This window comes from Bacillus sp. 005/A4HT-01/001 (genome assembly GCF_004634445.1).
Lineage (GTDB): Bacteria > Bacillota > Bacilli > Bacillales > Bacillaceae > Bacillus > Bacillus altitudinis.
The window spans coordinates 241,511-264,915 of record NZ_SEIZ01000002.1; the positions used below are offsets into that span (position 1 = coordinate 241,511).

The window sequence follows — 23,405 nt, forward strand, 5'->3', positions numbered from 1 at the left end:
AATATCAAAGAGTGCAGTCATTAAAGGGATTTAGAGAAACCTTTATGTGACAAGGATTTCAGCGATTACGGGAGTACAACACACTATATGTTATGGTGTAGTGAGAAGGAGAGAAATATAGATGTCTATCAAGATTGAAATTCCTCAAATGATTTTCAGTTTTAAAAAGGATGAACTGCACAACATCCCAAATCGGAGCGGGATATATATCATCTTTGGATGTAATGATGACGTTTTGTATGTTGGTAAGGCAAAAGAATTGAGAGGCAGAGTGAAGGGACATTTCGCAGGGACAACATCGCTAAAAGATGTGGCTCATAACTTTTATGAAGTGAGTGGTTTCTTTTGCGATGATGAAACGGAAAGAGACATCTATGAAACTTACATAATCAATATATTGAAGCCTAAATTAAATGTTGAAAAGGCATATACCTATAAAACTTCAAGGTTCGATGATGTATTTCTGAGTGAAGAAGCTAAGCAACGTAGTTTAGAGAAATTGAAGAGAATTGATGAGTCAATGGATCAATTTGGACTTTGATTTGATAATGGTGGGAGGGATTATTTTGTTTAAAGATGAAGATTACTGTAAATGTAACAGCAGCGCAGGGGTTTATACGATAAACGGAGATTGGGGTTATTGGTTGTATTGTGATGATTGCGATAAACCAATAGAAGACGAGTATCACAATTACGATGATCCTGTTTTATATTGAGTTGAAAATGGCACACTTTTGGCAGAATCTTGGCAAAGCATTTTGTCTGAGAGCGGTTATGATGGTATTAGGTGATAAATTGAGAGTGGCTTCCGTTGTGGATGGCGCTTTTTGAATGGGAAGAGAATGACCCCAATACATGGAGTTAATTGGTTGATTTTGTGGATAATTCTAATTAATGGTATACTATTAACCTCTAATAGAAAGGTGGCACATTATATGGATATCCAAAAACTAGAAGATCAAATTAATGAAGTGATCGAGAAAGATGAAGAATTGCAGGACCTGCGCCTAAAGCAAATTGAAATCTTAAGAACGAAAGCCAAAGAATTTGAAGAAGTTATAGATTTGTATAAAAGTAAGGAAATCAGGTTTTGTCATCCAAATAATAATGTCAAAACTATAATTGGACCAATTATGGGAGTTAAAGATAGAAAGATATATATATATCATCGAGATGAAAAAAGAGTAATTTCCATGTATGCTGACAGTTCAGTTGATGATAGCGAACGGTCTAACTGGAGTGAATTAATTTTCGAAGGTCTTTTTGAAGACGCATTGATTGGGTTTAATTATTTGTTAAATATGCAAGCGGACTACCTAGACTTTTATAATAAAGAAATTGATAAAATAAACCACCTAATTGAGCAATATAAATAAAAATGGCACACTTTTGGCACGATCTTGGCAAAGCATTTCGCATCAGAGCGGTTATGATGGTATTAGGTGATAAATTGAGAGCGGCTTCCAATGGAGGTCGTTTTTTCGTTCGACAAATTCTGCAGATAGTTCCATATGCTTACTTTCTGTCGATAAAAAGAAAGGGAGGTGATTCGAATGGCTGTTGTTAATAGAGAAGATACTCTAAAATATTTTATTGAAGAAGTAATACCCTTAGTAGCAGAAGAACTTGATTATTCACAAAGTGATCTTATGATTCATGTTACAAGATCTGCTTACTTTACAAATAAACAAAATACTCATTGTCATGTAAGGGAAGCTTTTGATAAAGTCCTTACAGGATTATTTAATCAAAAGAAGGATGAGTTAAATATTATTACTGCAAAGCATAGTATTACTGAGGATTGTATTAAAAATCTATTTTGTGAAGATCTTGAACAATCCAATTATCTTGAAGAAAAGCTAAATGCAATCAAAGAAGAACTCACAAGAAAAGTTAAGGAATATAAGATTATCGAAGAATCGAAAAAGTTTAATGAGTATCTTAAAAGTGTTTATACTCTTTAATGCTTCTTTGTAAGGTGGATTTCAAATTTTTAAAATTGCTTAGGGTGTAATTTTTTTCTAAGTACGTTTTAACGCAAAAAGAAGGGAGGGGATAATATGTGGAATAAAAACCATCGTAGCACCCATAATAAAGCGGAATCACCTTTCTTCTCAGTACAAGATAACGGAAACGTGGATATTCTATCTAAACAAGGCGATGAAAAGAGAATTGGTTTAAACACCGACGGAATGTATATATTGATGCGCTCATGGCTTGAAAGTAATCATATGCTAGATACAGAAAAAAGAGATAGATTAATAGAACTTTTGAAATAAGCATCCGGCGGGATGCTTTTTTATATGGGGGAAATCAAATGAAAATTTTAGTTCTTAAAACAGATTACCAGCTTACTAAGGATGCTAAGGAAGAGATTAGAGAAGAAGTAAGTCAAAATTTAAAAAGAGGGATATTGATTATTGATGGAGGGCTTGGTTTTGAGGTTATTGAAATAGACTCGTTATCTTCATTGGATGAAAAGGGAATTGGAATAGGTTTTGTAAATGAATGATGTTTTGTGCGAGAAATGCCAAACATATTATACTGTGGAAGTGAGAGAGATAAAAGAAGCGAAAGGAATTGTAATTCAATTCTTCTCCTGTCCTCATTGTGGAAACTCGAATGTTGTTTCTGCTACAAATAAAGTCATCCGTCAGAAATTGCGAGAATTGAGAAAGTCCCGCAGTTTTTATGAACAAGCAACGACACATAGAAGCGCACAACGGCGTTTTGAAAAGTACACGCAGCTACATGAAAGTGTCAAACGTCTTATGCTTCCTCTAATTGATGAAGCCAAACAGAGATTGAACAATTCATAGCATCCTTCGGGGTGCTTTTTATTTTGGGGAGGGACACAACGTGGACAACTCACTCAGGGAACTAATCATTAACACAGCAATTGGACACGCAATAAGGACAGACCAATTGTATAACGGACTTAAAGCCCTTAATAAAAGGGGTTGCAGATGGGCTGATGGGGAGATCATCAGGGGGTTAGGCATGCTCGGTTCTTACGGTGTGAGGGACAGGCAAGCTATAGGCAGCCTCCTTCATGTCAGCCAGATTCTACCCTATGAAGCAGCACGATCCTATCTAGCATCATATCAAAGGGAGTACAGGGAGTTTTATGCTGTACAGAAAGTGGGGCATCTTCATGCCTTTGTTTTTTTTGCAATGATAGATGAGAGAAAAGCTGGTGAATTAGATGCCACCTAAACCATTGAGAGAGTGTAAGCTGCGAGGGTGCAGGGAGTTAACAAGGGATGGTTATTGTCCTGCTCATGCTGATGGTAAGCAGCAGGAAGCGAAGTATTACAACAAACATGTTCGAGATAAACAATCAACAAGTTTTTATAAATCAAGAGAATGGAAACAGACAAGACAACTTGTTCTAATGCGAGACAATTACCTTTGTCAAAGTTGTTTAAAACAAGATCGTGTCGTTCCTGCTGTCATGGTTCATCACATAGTGGAGCTAAAACAGGATTGGAACAAGCGATTAGACTTAAACAACCTCGAAAGCATGTGTAATAGCTGTCACAACAAGGTTCATGGCAAGCGAGGGTCATAGTACCCCCCGGCATTAAATCCCTAGGAAACGGCTTCGTGATGATCGGTGAGCCGTCGTCTGCAAACAAATACCGCTTTTCAAAGTTTCCAAAAACACGAAAAACCCCCTCGGCGAAAATACCGAGAGGGCTTGATACGACTGGTTTTGTTGTTAATTCGATCATAGCATGATTTTGTTCAAAAACAAGCAGAAATTATAAAAAACTGAAACGGAATGAGGTGGAAAATATGCCGAGACCTGCAAAATCCGCAACACTTCAATTAATACAAGGTAACCCAAACAAGAAAAATACTGACGAATTGGCAATGCGTGCTGAACAAGAACAGAAAATGAAAATGCGTTCTGACAATATTAAACCTCCATCCTGGTTGGATAAAGTGGCCAAGAAAGAATTTAAACGGATCGCTGCGTTATTAAAAGAAGTGGACATTATAACGGAGGCAGATATCAGCATGTTGGCCGCCTATTGTAATGCCTATTCACAATACATTTCTATTACTAAGGTGATTGAAAAAGATGGAATCATGGTTCATAAGGATAGTTTTGATGATGAGGGGAATCCAATTGAATTAATTGGAGAAGAACATCCTTTATTGAAACGGCAGAAAAACTTTTTTGATCAAATGAAGTCAACTGCAAATGATTTTGGACTTACTCCGTCGGCACGCGCAAAATTGGCTATCACCAAAACACAGGAGATAAGGGAAAAGACGGCAGCGGAAAAGGAGTTTAATATATGAAGACTATCAAACAATTTATGATTGACTATTCGCGTGATGTGCTATCAGGTAAAATTGTGGCGTGCCAAAAACACCAATGGGCTTGTCAACGTTTTCTAAAAGATATTGAAAGAGAAGGGACAGCAGATTTTCCCTATTTCTTTGATGACGAGAAGGCAAGACGGTTCCTATTCTGGATGACACAATTTAAACATACAAAGGGTCCTTTACAGGGTGAAAATATTGTACCTGAACCCATTCAGATTTTTATTTTCGGTAATATTTACGGTTGGGTTCATAAGGATACCGGATACAGGAGATTTAAAAAGGCTTATTGGCAAGTTGGTCGTAAAAATGCCAAAACACAAAGCCTTGCTTGTGTAGGATCATATGAGGCGTTTGCTAACGACGAATACATGTCTGAGGTCTATATAGGTGCAACAAAAGCAGAGCAAGCCAAGATATGCTGGAATGAAATTAAAGCTCAAATCAGCAAGTGTGAGCTGCTTAATGTACCTGAAAAAAAATACCGGGTCGCCTATGGACAAATAGAACACCTTAAAACGTTGTCGAAAATTGAGGCGCTATCAAAAGATGCAGGGAAAACAGGTGATGGTTTTAACCCTCAATGCGGCATTATAGATGAATATCATGCTCATAAAACATCTGAAATATATGATGTTCTTGCATCAGGGATGGCAACAAGAACACAACCACTCATGATGATTATTACGACAGCCGGATTTGAATTAAATAATCCAGCGTATAGAGTAGAGTACCAATATGTTTCTAAAATTGTCGATCCAAACAATGTAGAAACAAACGATCAATATTTTGTCATGATTAATGAACTTGATTCAGATGATGACATCAAAGATGAACGAAATTGGATTAAAGCAAATCCGATTGTTGCTGCTAATGAACATGGCTTGAATTTCTTGCGCGGAGAGTTAGAGGTGGCCCTTGCAGTTCCAGAAAAAATGCGTAATTTCTTAACCAAAAACATGAACATCTGGGTTAACATGCGTGATGGTGGATATATGGACATGCAAGCGTGGTCTGATTGTGGGAAACATGAGAGTCTTCCTGATCTTTATGGCAAAGAGTGTTATGTAGGTATAGACTTGTCAAAACGCATCGATTTAACTGCTGCAAGTTTTGAATTTCAACTTGAAAACGGTCTGTATTATGTGACATCACATGGGTTTATGCCGGAAGACACATTTCATGAGCGTATGAAAACAGATCGTGTCCCTTATGATCTGTGGGTTAAGAAAGGCTGGCTTACGCTTACTGATGGTGCGGTCGTTGATTACGATTATATTAGAGCTTACATCAAACGACTTGAGGAAGAAAAAGGTTGGAAAATAAAAGAAATTGGTTATGATCCATATAATGCTACGCAGTTTGCGCAGCAGATGGAAGCGGATGGATACGTTATGATCGAAATTAGGCAAGGGGTGCAAACCTTGTCTGAGCCGACAAAAGATTTCCGAGAGAAAGTCAAAGGGCGAAAGATTATTCATGATAATAATGACCTTTTGACTTGGGCGATGGGGAATGCCGTCACAAAGATTGACGCGCAGGAGAACATCATGCTTGATAAATCAAAATCGTCACAACGTATTGACCCAGCAGCAGCACTCATAAACGCTCATGTGAGAGCTAGTCAAAATGATGATCATTTAGATTTGAATGAGTATATTTTGTCAGGAGGCTTTTCATTCTAATGAAAAATATCATTAAGCAAGTTGTGATTTTTCTGTACTCAATCTTAAATGACCTAGTATTTTTTGCTGGGGCAATCTTTATTACAATAGCAGCTTATAAAATACACGAAATCATCGGTCTTTTAGTGACTGGTGGTTTTTTTGTATTTACAGCAATTTTAATGAGCCGAAGGAGGTGATTAATTGTTATTAGAAGGTATGTTTTCTAAGAGATCAGCAGATTCAGACAGTGGCTGGGGAATGTCACAGGTCCCGCAATGGGTGTTCGATATTTTCGGTGGTGGTAAAACGGCAAGCGGGGAGAAAGTGAGTGAATCGACCTCGTTAAAACATCCTGATGTTTTTTCTTGTATCAATGTTTTGTCAGATGATATAGCAAAACTATCTGTCCATATGTTTAGGAGGCTGGGAGAGAATATTTCAGGAGAGCGTGACCATCCTGTTTTTAAATTGCTCTATTTAAAGCCCAATCAATATATGACAGCTTTTACTTGGAAAAAATTAATGATGACGCATGTTTGTATGTGGGGAAATGCATATTCTTTGATTCTTTCAGATAAAACGGGTGATATCAAAACATTAATCCCTCTTAATCCAGCAAATACACATCCTTATCTTGATCCAAAAACAGGGGAGTTGTGGTACGAAACAATAATCAATAACAAACGAGCTGAATTACATGCGGAGGAAGTTCTGCACTTTAAAGGAATGACGGAAGATGGGATAGTAGGTCTCAGTCCAATTCGGGTTGCAAGAGAAAATATTGGTGCTCAATCTGCCGCAACAAAGTTTAACGCGAAATTGTATAAAAATGATGCAACACCAAGAGGTATTTTGAAAATCCCAACCCTGTTACAACCAGAGGCAAAAGAGGTTGCAAGAAAAGAATGGATGAGAGTAAATGCGGGAGAAAGCATTGCGATTGTCGATGCTGGTCTCGACTATCAATCTATATCAATGCCTCTAAAAGATGCCGAATTTGTAGAGTCTATGAAATTCAATAAGGCTCAAATTGCTTCCATATTCAAAGTTCCCCTTCATAAAATAAACGAATTGGATCGCGCTACATTCAGTAATATCGAACATCAATCTATAGAATATGTGAAGAACACTTTACAGCCGTGGATCGTTTCCTTTGAACAAGAAATCAATACAAAGCTGTTTACTGATGCTGAAATAAGACAAGGGCTATATGTTCAATTTAATGTTAATAGTGAATTGCGCGGTGATTCAAAATCAAGAGCTGAATTCTATGAAATTATGGAACGAATTGGAGCTATGAATATAAATGAAATTCGTGCCCTTGAGTCAAAGAATGCTATTCCTGATGGGGACAGACACCTAGTTTCACTGAATTACACTTTCTTAGATATGTTAGATCAATATCAGATGGCTAAAGCTGGCCATAAAGGAGGTGATCCGAATAATGCCGAAGGAAATCAGACAGCTAACGACGGAAATTGAAGTTAGGTCACTTGATGATGAAAGCAAAAGTGAATATGTAGAGGGTTATGCCCTTAAATTTGAAAAATGGTCTGAGCGTCTTGGGTGGTTTAAGGAAATCATCAGCCGTGGAGCGTTGGACGAAGCAGATATGTCCAATGTAATTGCTTTATTTAATCATAAAATTGATTATCCATTAGCAAGAAACACTGTTTCAACGGGAGCTGGTAGTCTCCAATTAACTGTTGATACAATAGGGCTGAAATTTAGATTTGAGCCAACAGACACCACTTATGGACAAGATTTGATGAAGAATTTGAGAGCAGGCGTCATCAATCAATGTTCTTTTTCGTTTTCTCTTGATCATTCAGGTGATGAAGAACCTGATGAATGGACAAGAAATGAAGAAGAAAAGTTATATGAGCGCCGAATTAATCGAATCAATCGCATTTTTGACATTTCACTTGTGACAACTCCTGCATATAGCGATACGGAAGCTGTTGTAGGAGAAAGAAGTCTAGAAAAAGTAGAAGTTTTAAAAAGACAAAAAAACACATCAAATAAGAGGATTGAGCTGGAACTAGACTTATTAGACCTGACTATATAGTGGGTCTTTTTTTATGCTCAAAATCAAGGAGGAAAATCTATGCCAGTAACGATGAGTAAAGAGGAACGTCAATTGCGCCAGCAGTTCACGCAGAAAAAGCAAGAAGCTAGGAATTTAATAAGTGAAGGAAAAGATGAAGAAGCACGCTCTATGCTTGATGAAGCAAAGGCTCTGCAAAAAAGAATTGAAATGATGTCTGAGGAAAGAGAACTCGATGCACCAGAAATTGAAGGCCGACATCATGTCCCGGAACAGAAAAGAGATCCTGAATCTGGTTCTTCTGATGAAGAACGCAGCTTAACAGGAACGCAAGAATATAGAAATGCATGGTTCAAGGTATTGACTGGACGTGATGATGAATTAGGTAACGAAGAAAGAAAAATGCTGCAGGAAGTTTTAAAAGAAAATAGACAGCTTTCATCTAGCAGTGATAAGGATGGCGGATACACAGTACCGGATGACATTTCGAAACAGATTATTAAGTCCATTCAAGAATTAAATTCTGTTCGTAATCTAGTTCGCATTGTGCCAAAAAAATCACCATCTGGCACTTATCCAGTAAGAAAAGGTACTGCTGGAAAGCTATATAACATTGGGGAAAAAGAGGCAATTAAAGAGCTCAAAAGTATGGAGTTTGAAGAAATCCAATACAACGTTAAGAAATTCGCTGGATTTTTACCTATTTCAGCTGAATTGCTTGATGATTCTTTCCTTAATTTCACAAGAGAAATTGTAGAATGGCTTTCTGAATGCGCAACTGTAACTGAAAATGAGGAAGTCTTCTATGGAAAAGGTGGAGACAAAAACATAGAAGGAATTATCTCAAGCAAAAAATATAAAACTCTCAAGGCACCTTCACTTATCACTATTAAATTTTTGCGGAAAGTCAAAAATCAACTTAAAAAGGGTTACCGAAGAAATGCTAAGTGGGTTATGAATACAGAAGCATTTGAAACGCTTGCAAACATTGAAGATAAAAACGGCCGCGGAATCTTAGCAGAGGACCCACGCAATGAGGACAGCTTTCTTTTATTCGGAAGACCTGTTGAAGTGTATGACGAGATTGTCACAGACGATAAACAAAAAACTCATATTCTATTCGGTGATTTTAAAAATGCATACTTTATGTTTGATCGCCAAAAATTCGAGATTAAATCAACTGATATCGGTGCAGATGCATATCTAACTGATCAAACATATTTCAGAGGTATTGAACGATTTGACGGAAAAGTTATTGATCCAGAAGCCGCAGTTATTGTTACTGATTTAGTTGTTGGTGAAGAAGCAGAAGTTGAAACACCTTCTGAAGATAAGTCCGTAGACGCTGGAAAATAAGAAAAATTGAAAGGAATTGATCTATCATGGCTAAAGATTTTTTAAATGAAAGTAACGGAGTATACACATCTGCAGAGGCTGGGCCTGACGGTAAACCTATCACGCCTGTTTCTATCAGAGACAACAGCGAAGAAAACCCTCTTATTGTTAAGGGATTGAAAGGTGATCCTGGTGAACAAGGTCCTCAAGGTCCAAAAGGTGAAAAAGGGGATCAAGGAGAGCAGGGGCCGAAAGGTGATAAGGGTGATGCTGCAGTAATTGAGGCTGGCTCAATTAAAAATGAACATTTAGGTGATGGTTCAGTTAATTCCCGGACAATCGGTAAAGGTAGTGTCAAATGGGACAATATCAATTCAGAAGTACAGAAAATGATCACTGACCTTCAAGAAAAAGTCGAAGCTTTAGAAAACCCAAAATCTGAATAAAGGTGATGCCAAATGACTGAGGCAGAACAAAAAGAGCTTGAAAAAGCGAAAAAATACCTCCGCATTGATGGTGATGCGGAGGATGATTTGATTTTACATTTCATCGCTGCAGCAAAAGAGTACATCACGAATGCAACGGGTCTGAAATTTCCTAATAATTTAGCACGAGCAGAACTGGCCGTCATGTCTTTTGTGACTCACTGGTATGAGAATAGGCAAATATCCGGAACGACATCAAATCTTGACGGGGTGCTCACAACAATGGTCAATCAACTCAAATATGTTGTGGACGGTGAAAAAGATGCTGAATGACATGAGACACCGCATCCAGTTTCAGCAGAAAAAAGAAAAGACTCGTTTACCTGTCGATGGTGACAACGGTTGGGAAACCGTGGTTGAATGCTGGGCCAAAGCAGAGGGATTAAAAGGTGCTGAATATTATGCGGCAACTGCTATCCAAAAAGAACATACAATCAAGTTCACCGTTCGCCACCGGGAAGACATTGACGAACATATGAGGATCTTATTCAAAGGGAAAACCTACGAAATTGAGTCTATATTACCGAATCATTCAAGGCTTCATTTCCTCACAGTTAGGGCAAAGGCGGTGAAGTGATGTTTAATTTACAAATCGATGGCTTAGAGGAATTAGAAAACGCCATTGGCAGCATGCAAAGAAAGGTCAGCAAGATGCATAAAGAAGCTCTTACAGCTGGCGCAACAGTCATAAAAGATGAACTTCACCCAAACACACCAAGATCCGACAAAGCCCAGAAACACATGCAAGATGATCTTGATATTACGCGGCTTCGTACTGATGGAGACGGGATGAAATACGTGGCGGTTGGTTGGCCGAAATCCAAGTCACGTAAGGACACGCAGTGGAGAATTCATTTTCCTGAATTCGGTACTTTACATCAGCCAGCGCAACAGTTCTTTACGAGAACTGTTGATGCGAAATGGGATGAGGCTATACGAAGAGTAGCAGATAAATACCGACAGGCGCTGAGCAAACTATGATCAATCAAAACTTAATAAGGCGTGCAGATACTTGCAAGAATGCCATTTTTGAAGCGTTGGAGAATGATCCAGCGCTTTTGTCTTTAATAGACAAAGGTGACATCTATGAGCTTGCGGTGCCAGAGGGTACAAAGTCGAGTCCACCATATGTCGTGCTGCAAGAAATCAACTACAGGCCAATCAAATGGGCTGATAACAGACCCATACAAGATAGCGCAACCTATCAAATAGATGTTTATCACAATGCCGATCCACAACCCATCCTGGCTGCAATTGGTGATGTGATGGAACGTTTAGATTTTGCCTCAACCATACCTATTTCTGATTTTTTAGAGAAAGAGAGATTAATCAGAAAAGGTTATCGTTTTGAAAAAAATATAGTACTAGGAGGATTACTATGGAGTACAGTTCAGTAACTGGTTTAAAAAACGCTCAGTTTGCACCTTTAAAGAAACAAGGTAAATTATATGTGCCTACGGAGATTTTAAAATACGAATATGCAATCAATATGAAAGTGGAAACTGAGACATCTACTGAAAAGCAGTATGCAGATGACAAACTGGTTGATTTGGTTGTTTCTACAGGTTCTACAAAACTAGAAATTGAAATGCGGGATCTTCCTATGGAAATTCTTGCGAAACTGCTGGGTATTGAACCGGATGAGAATGGTTTGTACTTGTATAAGAAGAATATCATTGCACCGTGGGTTGCAATGACGTTTGAAGGTCCAAAGGCAAACGGTAAATCTCGTCATGTCGGTTTAGTAAAAGGGCGTTTTTCTCTGCCGGGCGATGAATGGAAGACGAAGGAAGAAAAGACAGATTTCCAAACGGTTAAATTGTCAGCTGAATTTGTTGATCGAGAGCAGGATGACGTTTTCAAGGTTGTTACTGATGAAGATGCTGAAAACTTTAATCTTGATGCTTTTTACAAATCAGTTTTTGGTGATGCATACAAAGATGACAAGACGGAAAACAGCAGCAGCGTTGATATTGGAAAAGGTGCTTAAGAGGGCTGAAAAGCTCTCTTTTTTAATTGGAAAATAAAAAATAAGGGGGAGTCACTATGACTCAAAAACAAATTTCTATCTCTATTTGGTTCGAAGAAGAAAAAAAGCACAAAACGTTTATTGCGCCACGGACAAACGCAAAAACTCTCTACGAGGCTTTTGATTTAGATGAAAAAGCAGCAGCAGCGGAGAATGCAAAAGAGATTGTTAAAAGCATGAATGAACGAATCAAATTCATTGTACGTGTATTTCAGAATCAATTTACTTACGATCAGTTTCTAGAAGGATTTCAATCTTTTGAAATTGCGGATGCAGTAAGAAAAATCATGATGGAAATCATGGGATTTAAAGTAGCGGAAACGCAGGAAGAAAAAGATTTTTTGCCCGACATGAAGGCGTAGATGAGCCTTTAAAAAACGGAAAAGATCAATTAAATAAAATCTATACCAAATTACTTGAGCAAGGCTGGAAGATGCATGAAATTGATCAAATGGATATTTTTCATTTCTTAGAATTGAACGCTGAATCGAGCAAAACAAAAGAAGTAACGATAGATCAAATATTCTAAGTCTTGAAATCTTCGTCAGGGAAGCGGGGTGGTACATAAATGACTCAAGCAATTGGCAATATGGTCGCTAAGGTCAATCTGGATGATTCGGGTTTTAATAGAGGTATAACAGGGCTTCAAAGACAATTGAGATTGACCAACTCTGAAATGAAGGCATCTGCGGCCATTTATAAAAATACTGGTGATAAATCAAAGCAATTACAATCACAAGTAGAGGGACTTAACAACAAATATCGCCTTCAAGGTCGAATTGTTCAGGAACATCGAAAACGATATGAACAACTTGTCAGGGAAAAGGGCCGTGATGCGCGAGAAACACAAATACATGCCCGCAAACTGAATGACTCTATCGCTGTTCATCAAAAGCTAGAAAAAGAATTACGAGATGTATCTAAAGAATTTGAGCATTTGCAAAGCACCGGCAATAAAGCAGCTGGTGTTTTTTCTGTTTTTAAGAAGAACGCTGGGGAAGTATCAGAAGAGTTACAATCTGTCTACTCTGCTGCGGGAATGGCAGGGAAGGCATTAACAGGTATCGGTGTAGCAGGTACCGTCGCAATAGGCGGAGCTGTCAAAGTGGCCGCAGACTTTGAAAAGGCTATGAGCAGGGTCGGTGCTGTGGCGAATGCATCGAATGACGAGATGGGCCGTCTCACGGAAACGGCGCGTCATTTGGGGGCTACGACACAATTTACAGATGGTCAAGTAGCAGAAGGCATGCAATACCTTGCAATGGCTGGTTATAAAACAAATAACATCATTGGTGCAATGCCGGGCTTGCTTGCTACTGCGGCAGCAGGGCAAACAGATTTAGGTGTAACAGCGGATATTGTATCTGACATCCTCACAGAATTCCATATTGCTGCCGAAGATACAAACCGTGTGGCGGACGCCATGACCTACACGTTCACGAACTCAAATGCGACATTGCAGCAGATTGGCCAGACCATGAAATATGCTGGGCCAGCTGCGAAAACAGCAGGTGTCAGCATGGAAGAGTTAGCGGCCGCAACGGGTATCATGGCGAACAGTGGAATCAAAGCAGATATGGCGGGTACCGCATTACGATCCACATTAACAAGGCTTGCGGCACCTCCCAAGCCAGCTGGTAACGCAATTCACGAGCTTGGCCTGAGTATTACTGACGCAAACGGCCGCATGAAACCTTTATCAAACATCATAGATCAGATTAACGAAAAGACGAAAAACTATACGGAAACTGAAAAAATTCGTATTGCAAAACAATTGGCTGGTCAACATGCCTTATCTGGTTTTATCACTTTGCTTCATGCAGGCGGTGATAAGATCGACAAATTCACAAAAGAAATAGAAAACAGTGGCGGTATAGCTGAAAAAGTTGCCAAAGAGCAAATGGACAACCTTGCGGGATCTGTGGAATACTTACGTTCTGCCGTAAATAACGCAGTTATTTCATTAGGGAATCAATTTATTCCTACAGTGCGCAAAGTGGTAGATGGATTAACAAAAGTCGTTAACTGGTTTGATCATCTTCCTCCATCTGTTATGGGAACTATCGCCGTTACTGGTGCAGCAGTTACAGCTTTCAGTCTTTTAGGCGGGGCTTCGTTATTGTTATTGAGTCTCATCCCTAGAATGGCCGAGGGATGGAGAGTGCTTAGAACTGCTGGCACGTATCTGACAGGCACTGTCAGAGGATCATCAGCAAGTCTAGGAGTATACACGACACAAGTTACTGCTGCGGGTGTCGCTTCAAGAACTGCGGCGACAGGTATTAACACAGCTGCAGCATCAACGGCCGTTATGTCTACTCGCATGGGTCGTTTACAACAAAACACTGGTCTAGCGACTACACGTATGGGCCGTCTAAATCAAACGGCCACAAGAACATCAAGGACAATGCGTGGACTTGGCGGTGCGTCTCGAATTGCTGGCGGCGGTTTAATGATGTTTGGTGGGCCAATGGGTATGGTTGGCGGTCTTGCGCTCTCTTTTCTTCCTGAGATACTTAAATTTGGTAAAGGTATAGTCATGGCAGGAGTAAACGCCGTAATAGGTGCAGGAGGATTTTTGAAACTTGCAAAGGGCGGTTTTGGCCTGTTTAACATCCTTAAAAAAGGTGCAGGTGTTGTGAGTTTGCTTAGAGGCGGCTTATCTGTGCTTGGTGGTCCTGTAGGTATGTTAATAACGGGTGTCACGCTTCTAGGCGAAGCAGGGTTTAAATATTATGACAACCTGAAAAAACGCGTCTTACCAGCGACGATAGATTTTGGTGATAAAGTATCTGAATCCACTTCTAAAGCTATAAATGCTTATAAAGATATGGAGACAAAAGCCAATGCAAAATTAGACAGCCTTTATCGAAATCAAACAAAGATCACAGATGATCTAGCCAAAGATATGACAGGTAAATTCTCAGAGATGGCAGGCACGTTGAAAAAAGGTTACCAAGACAGTGCTGATAAAGCCTTAGATGTTTTGGGTAAATTCTATGCGGAAAATGATGCTCTTAAAGATAAAGACGAAAAGGGAATTCTTAAGAGCATCGAAGAAGGTAATCAGAAAAAGCAAAAGGCAATAGAGAAACACGAGAATAAAGTAAAAAAAATCTATGAAAAAGCAGCTAAAGAACACCGTGAATTGACTAAAGAAGAATGGAAAGAAGTTAAAAAACATACAAAGGAAATGAGCAAAGAAATTGAAACGGCTCTTACGAAAAGCAAAGATGAGCAAACACTCATCTCCAAAAAGTTAAAAGCAGAATCGTCTAATTTATCGGCCAAACAAGCAGCTGCCACAGTGAAACATAGTAAAGATGCCAAGGATAAGGTTATTAGTAACGCCAAAAAACAAGCAGACGCAGTTATTAAAGAAGCAGATGATCAATTTTACATCAAAAAAAATATTGGTGAAAAAGAACATGCTGCTACAGTTAAAGCCGCCAAAGACCAACGAGAAAAAACAATAAAAGAAGCTGAAAAAAGTCATAAGGGCGTTGTGAAGGAAGCCAAGAAACAAGCAGAAGGACATATTGATCAAGTTGATTGGGAGACTGGTGAAGTGCTAGGAGCATGGGATACATTTCTAGTTGATTTAGCTGGTGTAGTCAATACAATTACTTACGGCATTAATAAAGTCCTTGAATTCATGAATATTCCGACAATACCAGAGTGGAAACCTAAAGGATACGGAAGTAAAAAGGACGGCGCAAAACATGCATATGCAAAAGGCACTGACTACCATCCTGGCGGTCGTGCACTTGTTGGTGAGGAAGGTTATGAACTTGCTCACACTCCTGGTATCGGAACATACATGGTCGGTGTTGGTGGTCCTCAAATTTGGGATTTGCCGCGCGGAACATCGGTTTTGCCGCATGACCAGACTAAAAAAATTACTTCGCAGGGTTTGCCAGGTTATGCTGGTGGCGTTGGTGGCTTCTTCAAAAAAGGCGTTAAAAAAGCTGGTGAAGTAGTCAGCAAGGTGAAAGATTTCGGATCAGATATCTTTGACCTTGTGATGGCTGGGCCAAAGAAAATTCTCAGCAATATATTTGGCGGTCTCATTCCGTTTAAAACTGGTAAAGGGATAGACGGACTTGGAACAGGTATTTTAAAGACAATTCAAAAAGGTGCTTTAGGATTTCTAACAAAATCGGTAGGTGATTTTGGAGGAGAAGGAGGATCATTCAAAGGTGTCGGGGGTAGTGCTGCAGTCAAAAAGTGGGTTGCACAAGCCATCAGCATCACTGGAATTTCTCCATCCTATGCAAAAGCATTAGAAACCATTGCTATGAAGGAATCAAGTGGAAACCCGACCTTAGTTAACCGATGGGATAGCAACGCCAGAGCTGGTCATCCATCACAAGGGCTTATGCAATTCATACCAAGCACATTTGCTGCTTACAAAAAGCCCGGATATGGAAACATCAAACATCCAGTTCATCAAATTGTTGCTGCAATTAACTATCTTAACAAGCGTTATGGCGGTATCTATAACCATCCGGGATTAAAGTCTATGGCGCGCGGTGGCCCTTACATCGGTTATGCATCTGGTGGTGTGATTGACAATCATCAGATCGCTCAATTAGGGGAAAATGGCTGGCGAGAATATGCTATCACGACTGAGCCAAAGTACCGTAAGCGCTCTTTACAGCTGTATTCTAATCTCGGCAAAGAGCTTGGAGTGCCTAGTTTTGGGGAGGGCATGATCTCCACGGCTTTACAAATGCTTGATCGCATCAGTAATAAACGAGACAAGCCTCAGAGCAGGCAGCAAGATGGATCTGATATGAGACAGATGATCGAGAACCAAAACAAGCAAATTGGTCTTATGGCTCAACAAATAGACCTGCTGTCTCAAGGATTAATGATGATGCAAAAAGGCTTTGAACAATTAATCTCAAAAGATAGCAACAACTACATGGATGGTCGAAAGCTAGATCAAACGACAGGTGAACGTTTTAGAAAAGAAGCATTTATGAGTGGGGTGAGGTAATGGAGTTATATATTGATTTTAACAATGGATTAGGTGAGCAAAGTCTAAATGACTTGCTTCCTCATTTCCATCCGTTAAGCCTGACACCTGCCTCACCAATCGTAGAATTTGAGACGGTGTCATTACAACGAATTAACGGAATTGTATTGCCACAACATCCGCGGGATGTGAAGTACAAAGAAAGACAGATTCAGCTTGAAATATATATGAACTCAATCATTGCTGAAAATTTCTACAGTTATAGAAGTGAACTATATGCTTTATTAGTTAAACCTTTCCCATACTACATCTCATGTGACCTGCTTCCGAACAGAAGATTTTTAGTGACGTGTGAGGGGAATTTCACTACTCCGAAGGAAAAAGAAAAGAACCATGTTGTTTTTAGCGTTGAATTCACCGATGTTTTGGGTGCTGCTGAATCGAAAAGTACATCGCTTAATCCTCAAACATTTGAGGGTGAACGATGGAGTCCCGGAATGAATATTGAGATGCGTGACGACCTAGAGTATTCTTTCAAGAACAAAAAAACGTTCAGCATCTACAACATCGGAGATTTTAGAATCAACCCTTTGAGGCATGATTATCAAGTGACGTTGAGAGCAAAAGGAAAAGGTGTAACAATCATCAATCATACAACAGGTGAACGTTTGAAAATTGAAGATGAAATATCCAAATCAAGAGAGGTTTCTTTTATTAAACAGTACACCGTCGCTAACAAGAAACGGCTCAAGACATCTGGTAGACTTCCATCACTCGATATCGGCAGAAACGACTTTGAAATTCAAAACGCAAGTGACATTGAAATTGTGTTTGACACAAGATTCTATTATGCATAAGGAGGGGTGACATGGCTGCGGTTGACTTTATCAAGAAATTAGCGCCGGGAGCGCAAAAGGTCCAAAAAAAATACAAGGTGCTTGCAAGCCTTGTCATCGCTCAAGGTTGCCTTGAGAGTGGTTTCGGATCGAGTGATCTATCTAAACAAGCCTACAACCTCTTTGGAGTCAAAGGGACTTATAACGGCAAATATGTATTAATGTGGACCAAAGAACAGGACAAGCACGGCAATGAAACTAGAGTACAAGCGCGCTTTAGAAAGTATCCATCATATGCAGAGAGCCTTGCTGATCTAGGAAGTCTATACACTAGGCTTAGTCGCTATAAAGATGTGGTGGGTGAAAAAGACTACCAAAAAGCTACTGCTGCTGTTGCAAAGGGTGGTTATGCGACTGATATCAATTATGCTACAAAATTAAACAGCATCATCTTTACTTACAAGCTCACACAATATGATAATTTGGATGATCTACCAGAAGAACCGAGTGAACCAGAAACACCAACGGGCTCTGAGTTTCCAAGTAAGGAATACGATGGGATAGACATGCCACTCAATCAAAATTTGCCGTCTGATGTGGATTTTCCACAGCTTCACGTATCAAGTAAGGATGGAAAGGATGTCATAGAGATCACGGGCGTGTCTGTTGATTTTACAGCCGATCCAACAGGTAAAAAATCGTTTAGTTTTACACTGCCACGCACACAGGAAAATGGTGCAGAGTTTGAGCTATTAATTGTTGATAATGTTTTATATCTTGATGAAAAGAAATATAATCATCAAAAATACTACATTACGAATGTAAGTTTGCATCAGGAAAATGGAGTGCTAACAAAAACGGTTACAGCTGCGCATATTTTCTCCGTTCTGTTAATTAATAACAGAATTGAAAAAACAGTTTCTAAGAAATTAAGCATAAAAGAAGCGCTTGATATTGCTCTTAAAGGAACTGATTTCAAGTATGTCATACATGCAAAAGCGGGTGAAATTCCTTCCGCAGAACAAGAAAACTTCGGTGAAAAGAATTCCACAGAATTGATGGATGAAATCATTGAAGATTATGGCATAGAGTTAGACGTGGATAATTACAAAATCCATGTTTACAAAAAAATGGGTCAAGTAATAGACTTTGTGCTTGATAGTCGTTATAACATGCCAGGCATTACTATTACGACAGATTCTCAGAATTGTACCACTCGTGCGTGGGGATACGGCGCACAAAAAGAAACAGATTCCGTCTCTGAATCAAAAGGTGATGGCAAAACTACAGAAGATGGTAAAGAAGAGTCAAAAGAAGAGAAAGAGCCTGAGTATGTATTTGAACCAGTTCTATATATTCATCCTGATGAAGACAAATTTTTGATCGAAGGTAAACCACGCTGGGCGGAGCCGATAAAAGATGAGAGATACAAAAAATCTAGCAGTATCATTTCTGCGTTAAAGAAACATGTTAATCCTTACCCGGAAATGACTGTGGAAGTAGAATTCCAAAAAATCTATGAACCGAAATTGCTTGAAATTGAACAAGATTTTTGGCTAGGTGACACGATTCACGTCATCGCTGACACAGCAGACGGAATAACCTTTGAGGACGATTTGAGAGTTGTCTCAATTCAGCATAACCCTCTCAATCCGTATAGCAGCCCAACGATAACATTTGCGAACTTCCGCAAGGACATTCAGCGTATTAATGTAGATCAAGTAAAGAAAATGAAGAATTTACAACGATATATAAACGACATGCTCAAGACGCTTAGATAGGGTCTTTTTATTTTTGCCAAAAAAGGAGAGTGAGAACATGGTGAGGCTTAGAAAGGACTATGACACTAGACGAAACTCGAAATACGCAGAGCAGCTGCGAGAGGATATGCAGTCTATAGAAACTCATTTGAATCAGAATGCAGATGATTTGAAACGGCATAAAACAAACGATATAGCTCATACGTCGAATCAAATCAAACATGGGTTATTCTCTGTTGCCAATCGAATAGACAACATGTGGTCAAGGATTATCAATCTAGTATTAAATCACGATGGAAAAGATGTTAAAGAAGTGGTTGATATTCGTGTCGCTAGGGATGCATCCATTCATCCCACCGCAAAAGATCGTCTTGATTATGATTTCCAAATACTTGAGCAAGAAATTGAAGATTCTGCAGTTTCTCTCAATCTCAAAAAGTTCATCAAGAAATACGGGAGCTTCACAGCGGGCTTTAAGGCTGCACTAAGCCTTGCAAAATTATATCCTGTGCATATTGTAGTGCCACCCGGTAATTACAAGCTGACGGAGACAGCCCGCATATATAAAAATACTCATTTGACCTTACAAGCTGGTGCCGTTATAAGGCGCGGATTTGTAGGGTCAATGCTTGTAAATGGTGACAAAGACGATCAAACCAAAGGCTATGAAGGACATGGGAATTTGCTGATTGACGGTCAGGGAATGTTTGATAGCGCAGGGGGAGAGATTAAAGAACAATGTTCAGTCATAGGCTTTGCACATGCTGAGCGCATTATCATACGGGACATCACTATCAAGGATGTGTGCGGCGGTCATGCCTTTGACTGCGCAGGCAATAAGCACGTCTTAGTTGAAAATGTCTGGTTTAAAGGTTTCGCTGATTATAAAGGCGACAGATGGTTTTCTGCTGCGATTCAGCTGGACTTAATGAGATCGGCGGGCAACTTCGGCGCATTTGGAGCTTATGATCAAACTGTGAGCAAGCATGTCACTATTCGAGACTGCTATTTCAGCAGATCCGAAAGCTTAAAAGGATATGCACGGGGGATAGATTCTCACACCAGCACAGATGGCTTTTGGTATTCTGATATTCGTATCGAAAACAACGATTTTGAAGATACGACCGAGTACGCAATTTCAGGGAACAAATGGGAAGACGTTGTAATAAGCCGAAACAGATTTAAGGATTGTGCATCCGGCGTAAGACTAATGATCCCAAGAGTTGAATCGGTCTACACGCAAGACGCAAACGGCAATCCTACGAACAGGGTCAACAAGGTAAAGCGTCTTTCAGTCAAAGATAACACTTTTACCAATATCAAAGAGCGTCATGCTATTCAGGTATATGGCCGTAAAGGGATTCAAAAAATTGACGACGTTGAAGTTTCAGGAAACAAAATAAATGGCGTAAAGGTCAAGCATGCTATCCATTTATCGGATGTGGATGGCTTTTTGGTGTCTCACAATCAATTTAGAGACATCAAGCATCATGGGGTGCTCTTAACACGCTGCAGCAATGGCAAAGCTGATCTAAACGTCGGACGAGACATCGAAGGAAACGGAGTGCGCGTAGAATTAGGGTGCAAGAACATTGATGTCACAAACACAACTTTACGTGAAGTTGGATATTCGGGGATTTCTGTTTCAGGAGATTCAGAGGACATAAACGTTGATTTCAGCGATATTCAGAATGCTGGTAAAAGGACTTCTTCATCAAACCCGTATTACGGAATTATCTTCATGGATGGAGTCACAGATTCAGCTGCAAGATTCAACAAAGTGCGCGGGAAAAAATGCAGATACGCGATGTATTTAACCAGTAAATGCTCACGCATTCAGCATTTCGGCAATCGACTTAAAGGAGCTGGCGCAGAAGGTTCTTTAAAAGACAACAGCGTTGATCCTATTAAATCAATTGAAAATGTAATTTGAGTGAGGTGAGAGAAAATGATTCGAAAGAATGGGTCGCTTGATTTTGAAGTGAACGCATATACCAGTTCAAGTGTATCAACCAGCATAAATTTTTGGACGCAGGATCGTCAGACTGCAAGTCTTATTTTCAAACTCACGAAAGATGGAGTGCCGTTGCCTTTAGCAGCTGTCACGGGAAAACTTGTATTAGTTATGGCCAACGGCAGCCGATTCATCAGAGACATAACAATTATTGATCGTGTCGAAGGTCAAGCGGAATACATCTTGTCAGATAAAGAGATCAAGCATTATGGTAATGTACAAGCTGAGCTGAATTTGTACTATACAAACGATCAATCTATGTCCGTGCATCAATTCTCTTTCCACATATCTAAGTCTCTTATAGATCAAGACATTGTGCCGATAACGGAATATTACGTGGATGAATTCGAGGCACTAAGAGCAAAGATAAATGAGCTTTACGAAGAGTCTATTCAAACAATTAAAGAACTAAGAGACAAGTTTGAGGACTTGGAAAAGATCGAAACAAAACAAGGCGCGCAGTCTAAAGTAGATGCAGCACTTGCGGCAGCTAAAAAATATACGAATGAATATGCAGAGACACCCGAAGGCGCTCAAGATAAAGCAAATGCAGCCTTGAAAAAGTCGAAAGAATATGTAGATCCACACCTTGAAAACAAAAAGATTCACGTAACAGAATCAGAGAAAAGCAACTGGAACAAGAGCCAGCTTTATAAACTCACACCTAACGATGGTAAAGTTGCAAGGTTGCCAAACGGTACTGATATTTTCTCGCTACCTACGGGGTTTTATATGGGGGCGAACCTTGTAAATACGCCAATATCAAACGATGGAAGTTTTTATTACGTCGAAGTTTTAGAAACCGCATATAGTCAAGATGATGTAAATTACAAAAGAATCATTGTCACACGCTCATTTGACAATATGACATGGATTGGAACGTTCCACGCTCAGGGGTTTCGTGGATGGAAAAAAACGCTAACTGTAGAAGATGTGGCAAACAGCACTTTTGTTGATACCTATGATCAAGATAATTCATCCGTTTCAGCAGCTGAAAATGTCGCGACAAAGCTTGTTTTTGGGGCAACACGAGCAGATGATTTATCAGAGTATAATCGGACTCGTGCTGAAATCACACTGAAAAATAGTGGTCTTTATTTGATCAGGCTTTATATAACTAGCACAAACATTACAGTTGGATCGGATAATATTTTATCGTGCTATGTGAATGGAACAGAATTTCAACGTTTTGGAAACTGGAATCCAGCAACATCATCAAGTACGTGCGTGCTTTATTTATTACAAAAATTTAAAGCCGGGGATAAGGTAACTTTTTATATAACGCCAAGAGGGACCAACAAAACAGTATCAATAAATACATCATACGTTACCATGTCTCAGTTGAGATAGGAGGCAAAGGGATGAATAAGGCACTAGCGATCAAATATCTGTACCCTTATGCAGAGTTAGGTAGAGATTATTCAGTACGGGATGACGGAGAAGGGCAGTTTATAGACAAATGGTCTTTAGACGATCCTATGCCTTCGGACGAAGTATTGGAAGCCGCGTGGAATGAGTATCTATCCGAGAGTAATGAAAAGCCGTTATCAAATGTTGAAAAACAATTACTGGTTCTAGGAGAGCAATTGGCGCTAGAAAAAATAGCACGTCAACAGTCGGATAGAATGAATACAACGTTGGGGCAAAAACTTGCAGAAATGCAATTAGAAATCCTTAAATTAAAGGGAGGGTTTACAGATGAATCTTAATTTTTGGGTTTTAGCCTTATTTTATAAATGGACTTCAACTGCAATGGTTAAACAAGCAATGTCCTTTGATGACTGTACTATTAAAGATTTAGAAGACGGCATTCAACAGGGGTATGTTACGCCAGAACAATATGAAGAGATAACAGGTTTGAAGTTTGAAAAGCCAGCTGTCTCAGTGGATTTAGGAACAACGGCATCTTAACAGGT

27 protein-coding genes are annotated in these 23,405 nt (G+C 39.4%); all 27 read left to right on the forward strand.

What is annotated here, in order from left to right; translation table 11 throughout:
* Positions 1–121 precede the first annotated feature (121 nt).
* The 27 genes from ES896_RS06790 to ES896_RS06925 all read left to right on the forward strand — a co-directional run bounded on the left by ES896_RS06790 (position 122) and on the right by ES896_RS06925 (position 23,400).
* Positions 122–541 carry a nucleotide excision repair endonuclease gene (locus ES896_RS06790; protein WP_135226608.1) on the forward strand — a complete coding sequence of 140 codons (420 nt, stop codon included), beginning with the start codon at positions 122–124 and terminating at the stop codon, positions 539–541.
* A 394-nt stretch (positions 542–935) separates the two neighbouring features.
* Positions 936–1,376 carry a hypothetical protein gene (locus ES896_RS06795; protein WP_135226609.1) on the forward strand — a complete coding sequence of 147 codons (441 nt, stop codon included), beginning with the start codon at positions 936–938 and terminating at the stop codon, positions 1,374–1,376.
* Between the two features lie 177 nt (positions 1,377–1,553).
* Positions 1,554–1,964, forward strand: a complete 411-nt coding sequence (locus ES896_RS06800) for a hypothetical protein (RefSeq protein ID WP_135226610.1) — start codon at positions 1,554–1,556, stop codon at positions 1,962–1,964.
* A 96-nt stretch (positions 1,965–2,060) separates the two neighbouring features.
* Complete coding sequence (locus ES896_RS06805; protein ID WP_135226611.1) at positions 2,061–2,279, forward strand: hypothetical protein; 219 nt, start codon at positions 2,061–2,063, stop codon at positions 2,277–2,279.
* A 38-nt stretch (positions 2,280–2,317) separates the two neighbouring features.
* Entirely contained in the window at positions 2,318–2,512 is a 195-nt protein-coding gene (locus ES896_RS06810) for a hypothetical protein (RefSeq protein WP_135226612.1), read from the forward strand.
* Positions 2,513–2,859: 347 nt separating this feature from the next.
* Positions 2,860–3,216 carry a hypothetical protein gene (locus ES896_RS06820; RefSeq protein ID WP_135226614.1) on the forward strand — a complete coding sequence of 119 codons (357 nt, stop codon included), beginning with the start codon at positions 2,860–2,862 and terminating at the stop codon, positions 3,214–3,216.
* A complete protein-coding gene (locus tag ES896_RS06825; RefSeq protein WP_135226615.1) occupies positions 3,206–3,571 on the forward strand; it encodes an HNH endonuclease in 366 nt (121 codons plus the stop codon). Before ES896_RS06820 ends, ES896_RS06825 begins: the two co-directional genes overlap by 11 nt.
* 227 nt (positions 3,572–3,798) lie before the next feature.
* On the forward strand, positions 3,799–4,311 hold the full coding sequence (locus ES896_RS06830) for a phage terminase small subunit P27 family (RefSeq protein WP_135226616.1): 513 nt from the start codon (positions 3,799–3,801) through the stop codon (positions 4,309–4,311).
* Positions 4,308–6,020, forward strand: a complete 1,713-nt coding sequence (locus tag ES896_RS06835) for a terminase large subunit (protein ID WP_135226617.1) — start codon at positions 4,308–4,310, stop codon at positions 6,018–6,020. Before ES896_RS06830 ends, ES896_RS06835 begins: the two co-directional genes overlap by 4 nt.
* A complete protein-coding gene (locus tag ES896_RS06840) occupies positions 6,020–6,199 on the forward strand; it encodes a hypothetical protein (protein WP_135226618.1) in 180 nt (59 codons plus the stop codon). Before ES896_RS06835 ends, ES896_RS06840 begins: the two co-directional genes overlap by 1 nt.
* A gap of 4 nt (positions 6,200–6,203) precedes the next feature.
* Positions 6,204–7,484, forward strand: coding sequence for a phage portal protein (locus ES896_RS06845; RefSeq protein WP_135226619.1), 1,281 nt, complete (start codon positions 6,204–6,206; stop codon positions 7,482–7,484).
* On the forward strand, positions 7,447–8,070 hold the full coding sequence (locus ES896_RS06850; RefSeq protein WP_135226620.1) for an HK97 family phage prohead protease: 624 nt from the start codon (positions 7,447–7,449) through the stop codon (positions 8,068–8,070). The genes ES896_RS06845 and ES896_RS06850 overlap by 38 nt, the downstream gene beginning before the upstream one ends.
* Before the next feature lie 39 nt (positions 8,071–8,109).
* The gene (locus ES896_RS06855) at positions 8,110–9,405 is read left to right on the forward strand and encodes a phage major capsid protein (protein ID WP_135226621.1); all 1,296 of its coding nucleotides are present in this window, start codon (positions 8,110–8,112) and stop codon (positions 9,403–9,405) included.
* Between the two features lie 26 nt (positions 9,406–9,431).
* Positions 9,432–9,830 (forward strand): collagen-like protein, encoded by a 399-nt coding sequence (locus ES896_RS06860; protein WP_135226622.1) that lies wholly within the window; start codon positions 9,432–9,434, stop codon positions 9,828–9,830.
* Between the two features lie 12 nt (positions 9,831–9,842).
* Entirely contained in the window at positions 9,843–10,142 is a 300-nt protein-coding gene (locus ES896_RS06865) for a head-tail connector protein (RefSeq protein ID WP_135226623.1), read from the forward strand.
* Positions 10,132–10,446, forward strand: coding sequence for a phage head closure protein (locus ES896_RS06870; RefSeq protein ID WP_135226624.1), 315 nt, complete (start codon positions 10,132–10,134; stop codon positions 10,444–10,446). The genes ES896_RS06865 and ES896_RS06870 overlap by 11 nt, the downstream gene beginning before the upstream one ends.
* Positions 10,446–10,850: an HK97-gp10 family putative phage morphogenesis protein gene (locus tag ES896_RS06875; RefSeq protein ID WP_135226625.1), complete on the forward strand. Its 405-nt coding sequence runs from the start codon at positions 10,446–10,448 to the stop codon at positions 10,848–10,850. The genes ES896_RS06870 and ES896_RS06875 overlap by 1 nt, the downstream gene beginning before the upstream one ends.
* Positions 10,847–11,266 carry a tail completion protein gp17 gene (gp17, locus tag ES896_RS06880; RefSeq protein ID WP_135226626.1) on the forward strand — a complete coding sequence of 140 codons (420 nt, stop codon included), beginning with the start codon at positions 10,847–10,849 and terminating at the stop codon, positions 11,264–11,266. Before ES896_RS06875 ends, gp17 begins: the two co-directional genes overlap by 4 nt.
* The gene (locus tag ES896_RS06885) at positions 11,248–11,859 is read left to right on the forward strand and encodes a major tail protein (RefSeq protein ID WP_135226627.1); all 612 of its coding nucleotides are present in this window, start codon (positions 11,248–11,250) and stop codon (positions 11,857–11,859) included. Before gp17 ends, ES896_RS06885 begins: the two co-directional genes overlap by 19 nt.
* A gap of 56 nt (positions 11,860–11,915) precedes the next feature.
* Positions 11,916–12,260 (forward strand): phage tail assembly chaperone G, encoded by a 345-nt coding sequence (gene gpG / locus ES896_RS06890; RefSeq protein ID WP_057079045.1) that lies wholly within the window; start codon positions 11,916–11,918, stop codon positions 12,258–12,260.
* Positions 12,261–12,466: 206 nt separating this feature from the next.
* On the forward strand, positions 12,467–16,900 hold the full coding sequence (locus ES896_RS06895; protein ID WP_135226628.1) for a phage tail tape measure protein: 4,434 nt from the start codon (positions 12,467–12,469) through the stop codon (positions 16,898–16,900).
* Entirely contained in the window at positions 16,900–17,736 is an 837-nt protein-coding gene (locus tag ES896_RS06900) for a phage tail domain-containing protein (protein WP_135226629.1), read from the forward strand. The genes ES896_RS06895 and ES896_RS06900 overlap by 1 nt, the downstream gene beginning before the upstream one ends.
* A gap of 11 nt (positions 17,737–17,747) precedes the next feature.
* The gene (locus tag ES896_RS06905) at positions 17,748–19,496 is read left to right on the forward strand and encodes a phage tail protein (RefSeq protein WP_135226630.1); all 1,749 of its coding nucleotides are present in this window, start codon (positions 17,748–17,750) and stop codon (positions 19,494–19,496) included.
* 37 nt (positions 19,497–19,533) lie between these two features.
* On the forward strand, positions 19,534–21,408 hold the full coding sequence (locus ES896_RS06910) for a right-handed parallel beta-helix repeat-containing protein (RefSeq protein WP_135226631.1): 1,875 nt from the start codon (positions 19,534–19,536) through the stop codon (positions 21,406–21,408).
* Between the two features lie 15 nt (positions 21,409–21,423).
* Positions 21,424–22,839: a BppU family phage baseplate upper protein gene (locus ES896_RS06915; RefSeq protein ID WP_240688370.1), complete on the forward strand. Its 1,416-nt coding sequence runs from the start codon at positions 21,424–21,426 to the stop codon at positions 22,837–22,839.
* A gap of 11 nt (positions 22,840–22,850) precedes the next feature.
* Positions 22,851–23,198 (forward strand): XkdW family protein, encoded by a 348-nt coding sequence (locus ES896_RS06920; RefSeq protein WP_135226632.1) that lies wholly within the window; start codon positions 22,851–22,853, stop codon positions 23,196–23,198.
* On the forward strand, positions 23,188–23,400 hold the full coding sequence (locus ES896_RS06925; RefSeq protein ID WP_135226633.1) for an XkdX family protein: 213 nt from the start codon (positions 23,188–23,190) through the stop codon (positions 23,398–23,400). The genes ES896_RS06920 and ES896_RS06925 overlap by 11 nt, the downstream gene beginning before the upstream one ends.
* Positions 23,401–23,405 lie beyond the last annotated feature (5 nt).

Bases quoted from the DNA above. Each gene is read 5' to 3' on its own strand.
- ES896_RS06790 (WP_135226608.1), top strand. From the start codon at position 122: ATGTCTATCAAGATTGAAATTCCTCAAATGATTTTCAGTTTTAAAAAG.
- ES896_RS06795 (WP_135226609.1), top strand. From the start codon at position 936: ATGGATATCCAAAAACTAGAAGATCAAATTAATGAAGTGATCGAGAAA.
- ES896_RS06800 (WP_135226610.1), top strand. From the start codon at position 1,554: ATGGCTGTTGTTAATAGAGAAGATACTCTAAAATATTTTATTGAAGAA.
- ES896_RS06805 (WP_135226611.1), top strand. From the start codon at position 2,061: ATGTGGAATAAAAACCATCGTAGCACCCATAATAAAGCGGAATCACCT.
- ES896_RS06810 (WP_135226612.1), top strand. From the start codon at position 2,318: ATGAAAATTTTAGTTCTTAAAACAGATTACCAGCTTACTAAGGATGCT.
- ES896_RS06825 (WP_135226615.1), top strand. From the start codon at position 3,206: ATGCCACCTAAACCATTGAGAGAGTGTAAGCTGCGAGGGTGCAGGGAG.
- ES896_RS06830 (WP_135226616.1), top strand. From the start codon at position 3,799: ATGCCGAGACCTGCAAAATCCGCAACACTTCAATTAATACAAGGTAAC.
- ES896_RS06835 (WP_135226617.1), top strand. From the start codon at position 4,308: ATGAAGACTATCAAACAATTTATGATTGACTATTCGCGTGATGTGCTA.
- ES896_RS06840 (WP_135226618.1), top strand. From the start codon at position 6,020: ATGAAAAATATCATTAAGCAAGTTGTGATTTTTCTGTACTCAATCTTA.
- ES896_RS06850 (WP_135226620.1), top strand. From the start codon at position 7,447: ATGCCGAAGGAAATCAGACAGCTAACGACGGAAATTGAAGTTAGGTCA.
- ES896_RS06855 (WP_135226621.1), top strand. From the start codon at position 8,110: ATGCCAGTAACGATGAGTAAAGAGGAACGTCAATTGCGCCAGCAGTTC.
- ES896_RS06860 (WP_135226622.1), top strand. From the start codon at position 9,432: ATGGCTAAAGATTTTTTAAATGAAAGTAACGGAGTATACACATCTGCA.
- ES896_RS06865 (WP_135226623.1), top strand. From the start codon at position 9,843: ATGACTGAGGCAGAACAAAAAGAGCTTGAAAAAGCGAAAAAATACCTC.
- ES896_RS06870 (WP_135226624.1), top strand. From the start codon at position 10,132: ATGCTGAATGACATGAGACACCGCATCCAGTTTCAGCAGAAAAAAGAA.
- ES896_RS06875 (WP_135226625.1), top strand. From the start codon at position 10,446: ATGTTTAATTTACAAATCGATGGCTTAGAGGAATTAGAAAACGCCATT.
- gp17 (WP_135226626.1), top strand. From the start codon at position 10,847: ATGATCAATCAAAACTTAATAAGGCGTGCAGATACTTGCAAGAATGCC.
- ES896_RS06885 (WP_135226627.1), top strand. From the start codon at position 11,248: ATGGAGTACAGTTCAGTAACTGGTTTAAAAAACGCTCAGTTTGCACCT.
- gpG (WP_057079045.1), top strand. From the start codon at position 11,916: ATGACTCAAAAACAAATTTCTATCTCTATTTGGTTCGAAGAAGAAAAA.
- ES896_RS06895 (WP_135226628.1), top strand. From the start codon at position 12,467: ATGACTCAAGCAATTGGCAATATGGTCGCTAAGGTCAATCTGGATGAT.
- ES896_RS06900 (WP_135226629.1), top strand. From the start codon at position 16,900: ATGGAGTTATATATTGATTTTAACAATGGATTAGGTGAGCAAAGTCTA.
- ES896_RS06905 (WP_135226630.1), top strand. From the start codon at position 17,748: ATGGCTGCGGTTGACTTTATCAAGAAATTAGCGCCGGGAGCGCAAAAG.
- ES896_RS06910 (WP_135226631.1), top strand. From the start codon at position 19,534: ATGGTGAGGCTTAGAAAGGACTATGACACTAGACGAAACTCGAAATAC.
- ES896_RS06915 (WP_240688370.1), top strand. From the start codon at position 21,424: ATGATTCGAAAGAATGGGTCGCTTGATTTTGAAGTGAACGCATATACC.
- ES896_RS06920 (WP_135226632.1), top strand. From the start codon at position 22,851: ATGAATAAGGCACTAGCGATCAAATATCTGTACCCTTATGCAGAGTTA.
- ES896_RS06925 (WP_135226633.1), top strand. From the start codon at position 23,188: ATGAATCTTAATTTTTGGGTTTTAGCCTTATTTTATAAATGGACTTCA.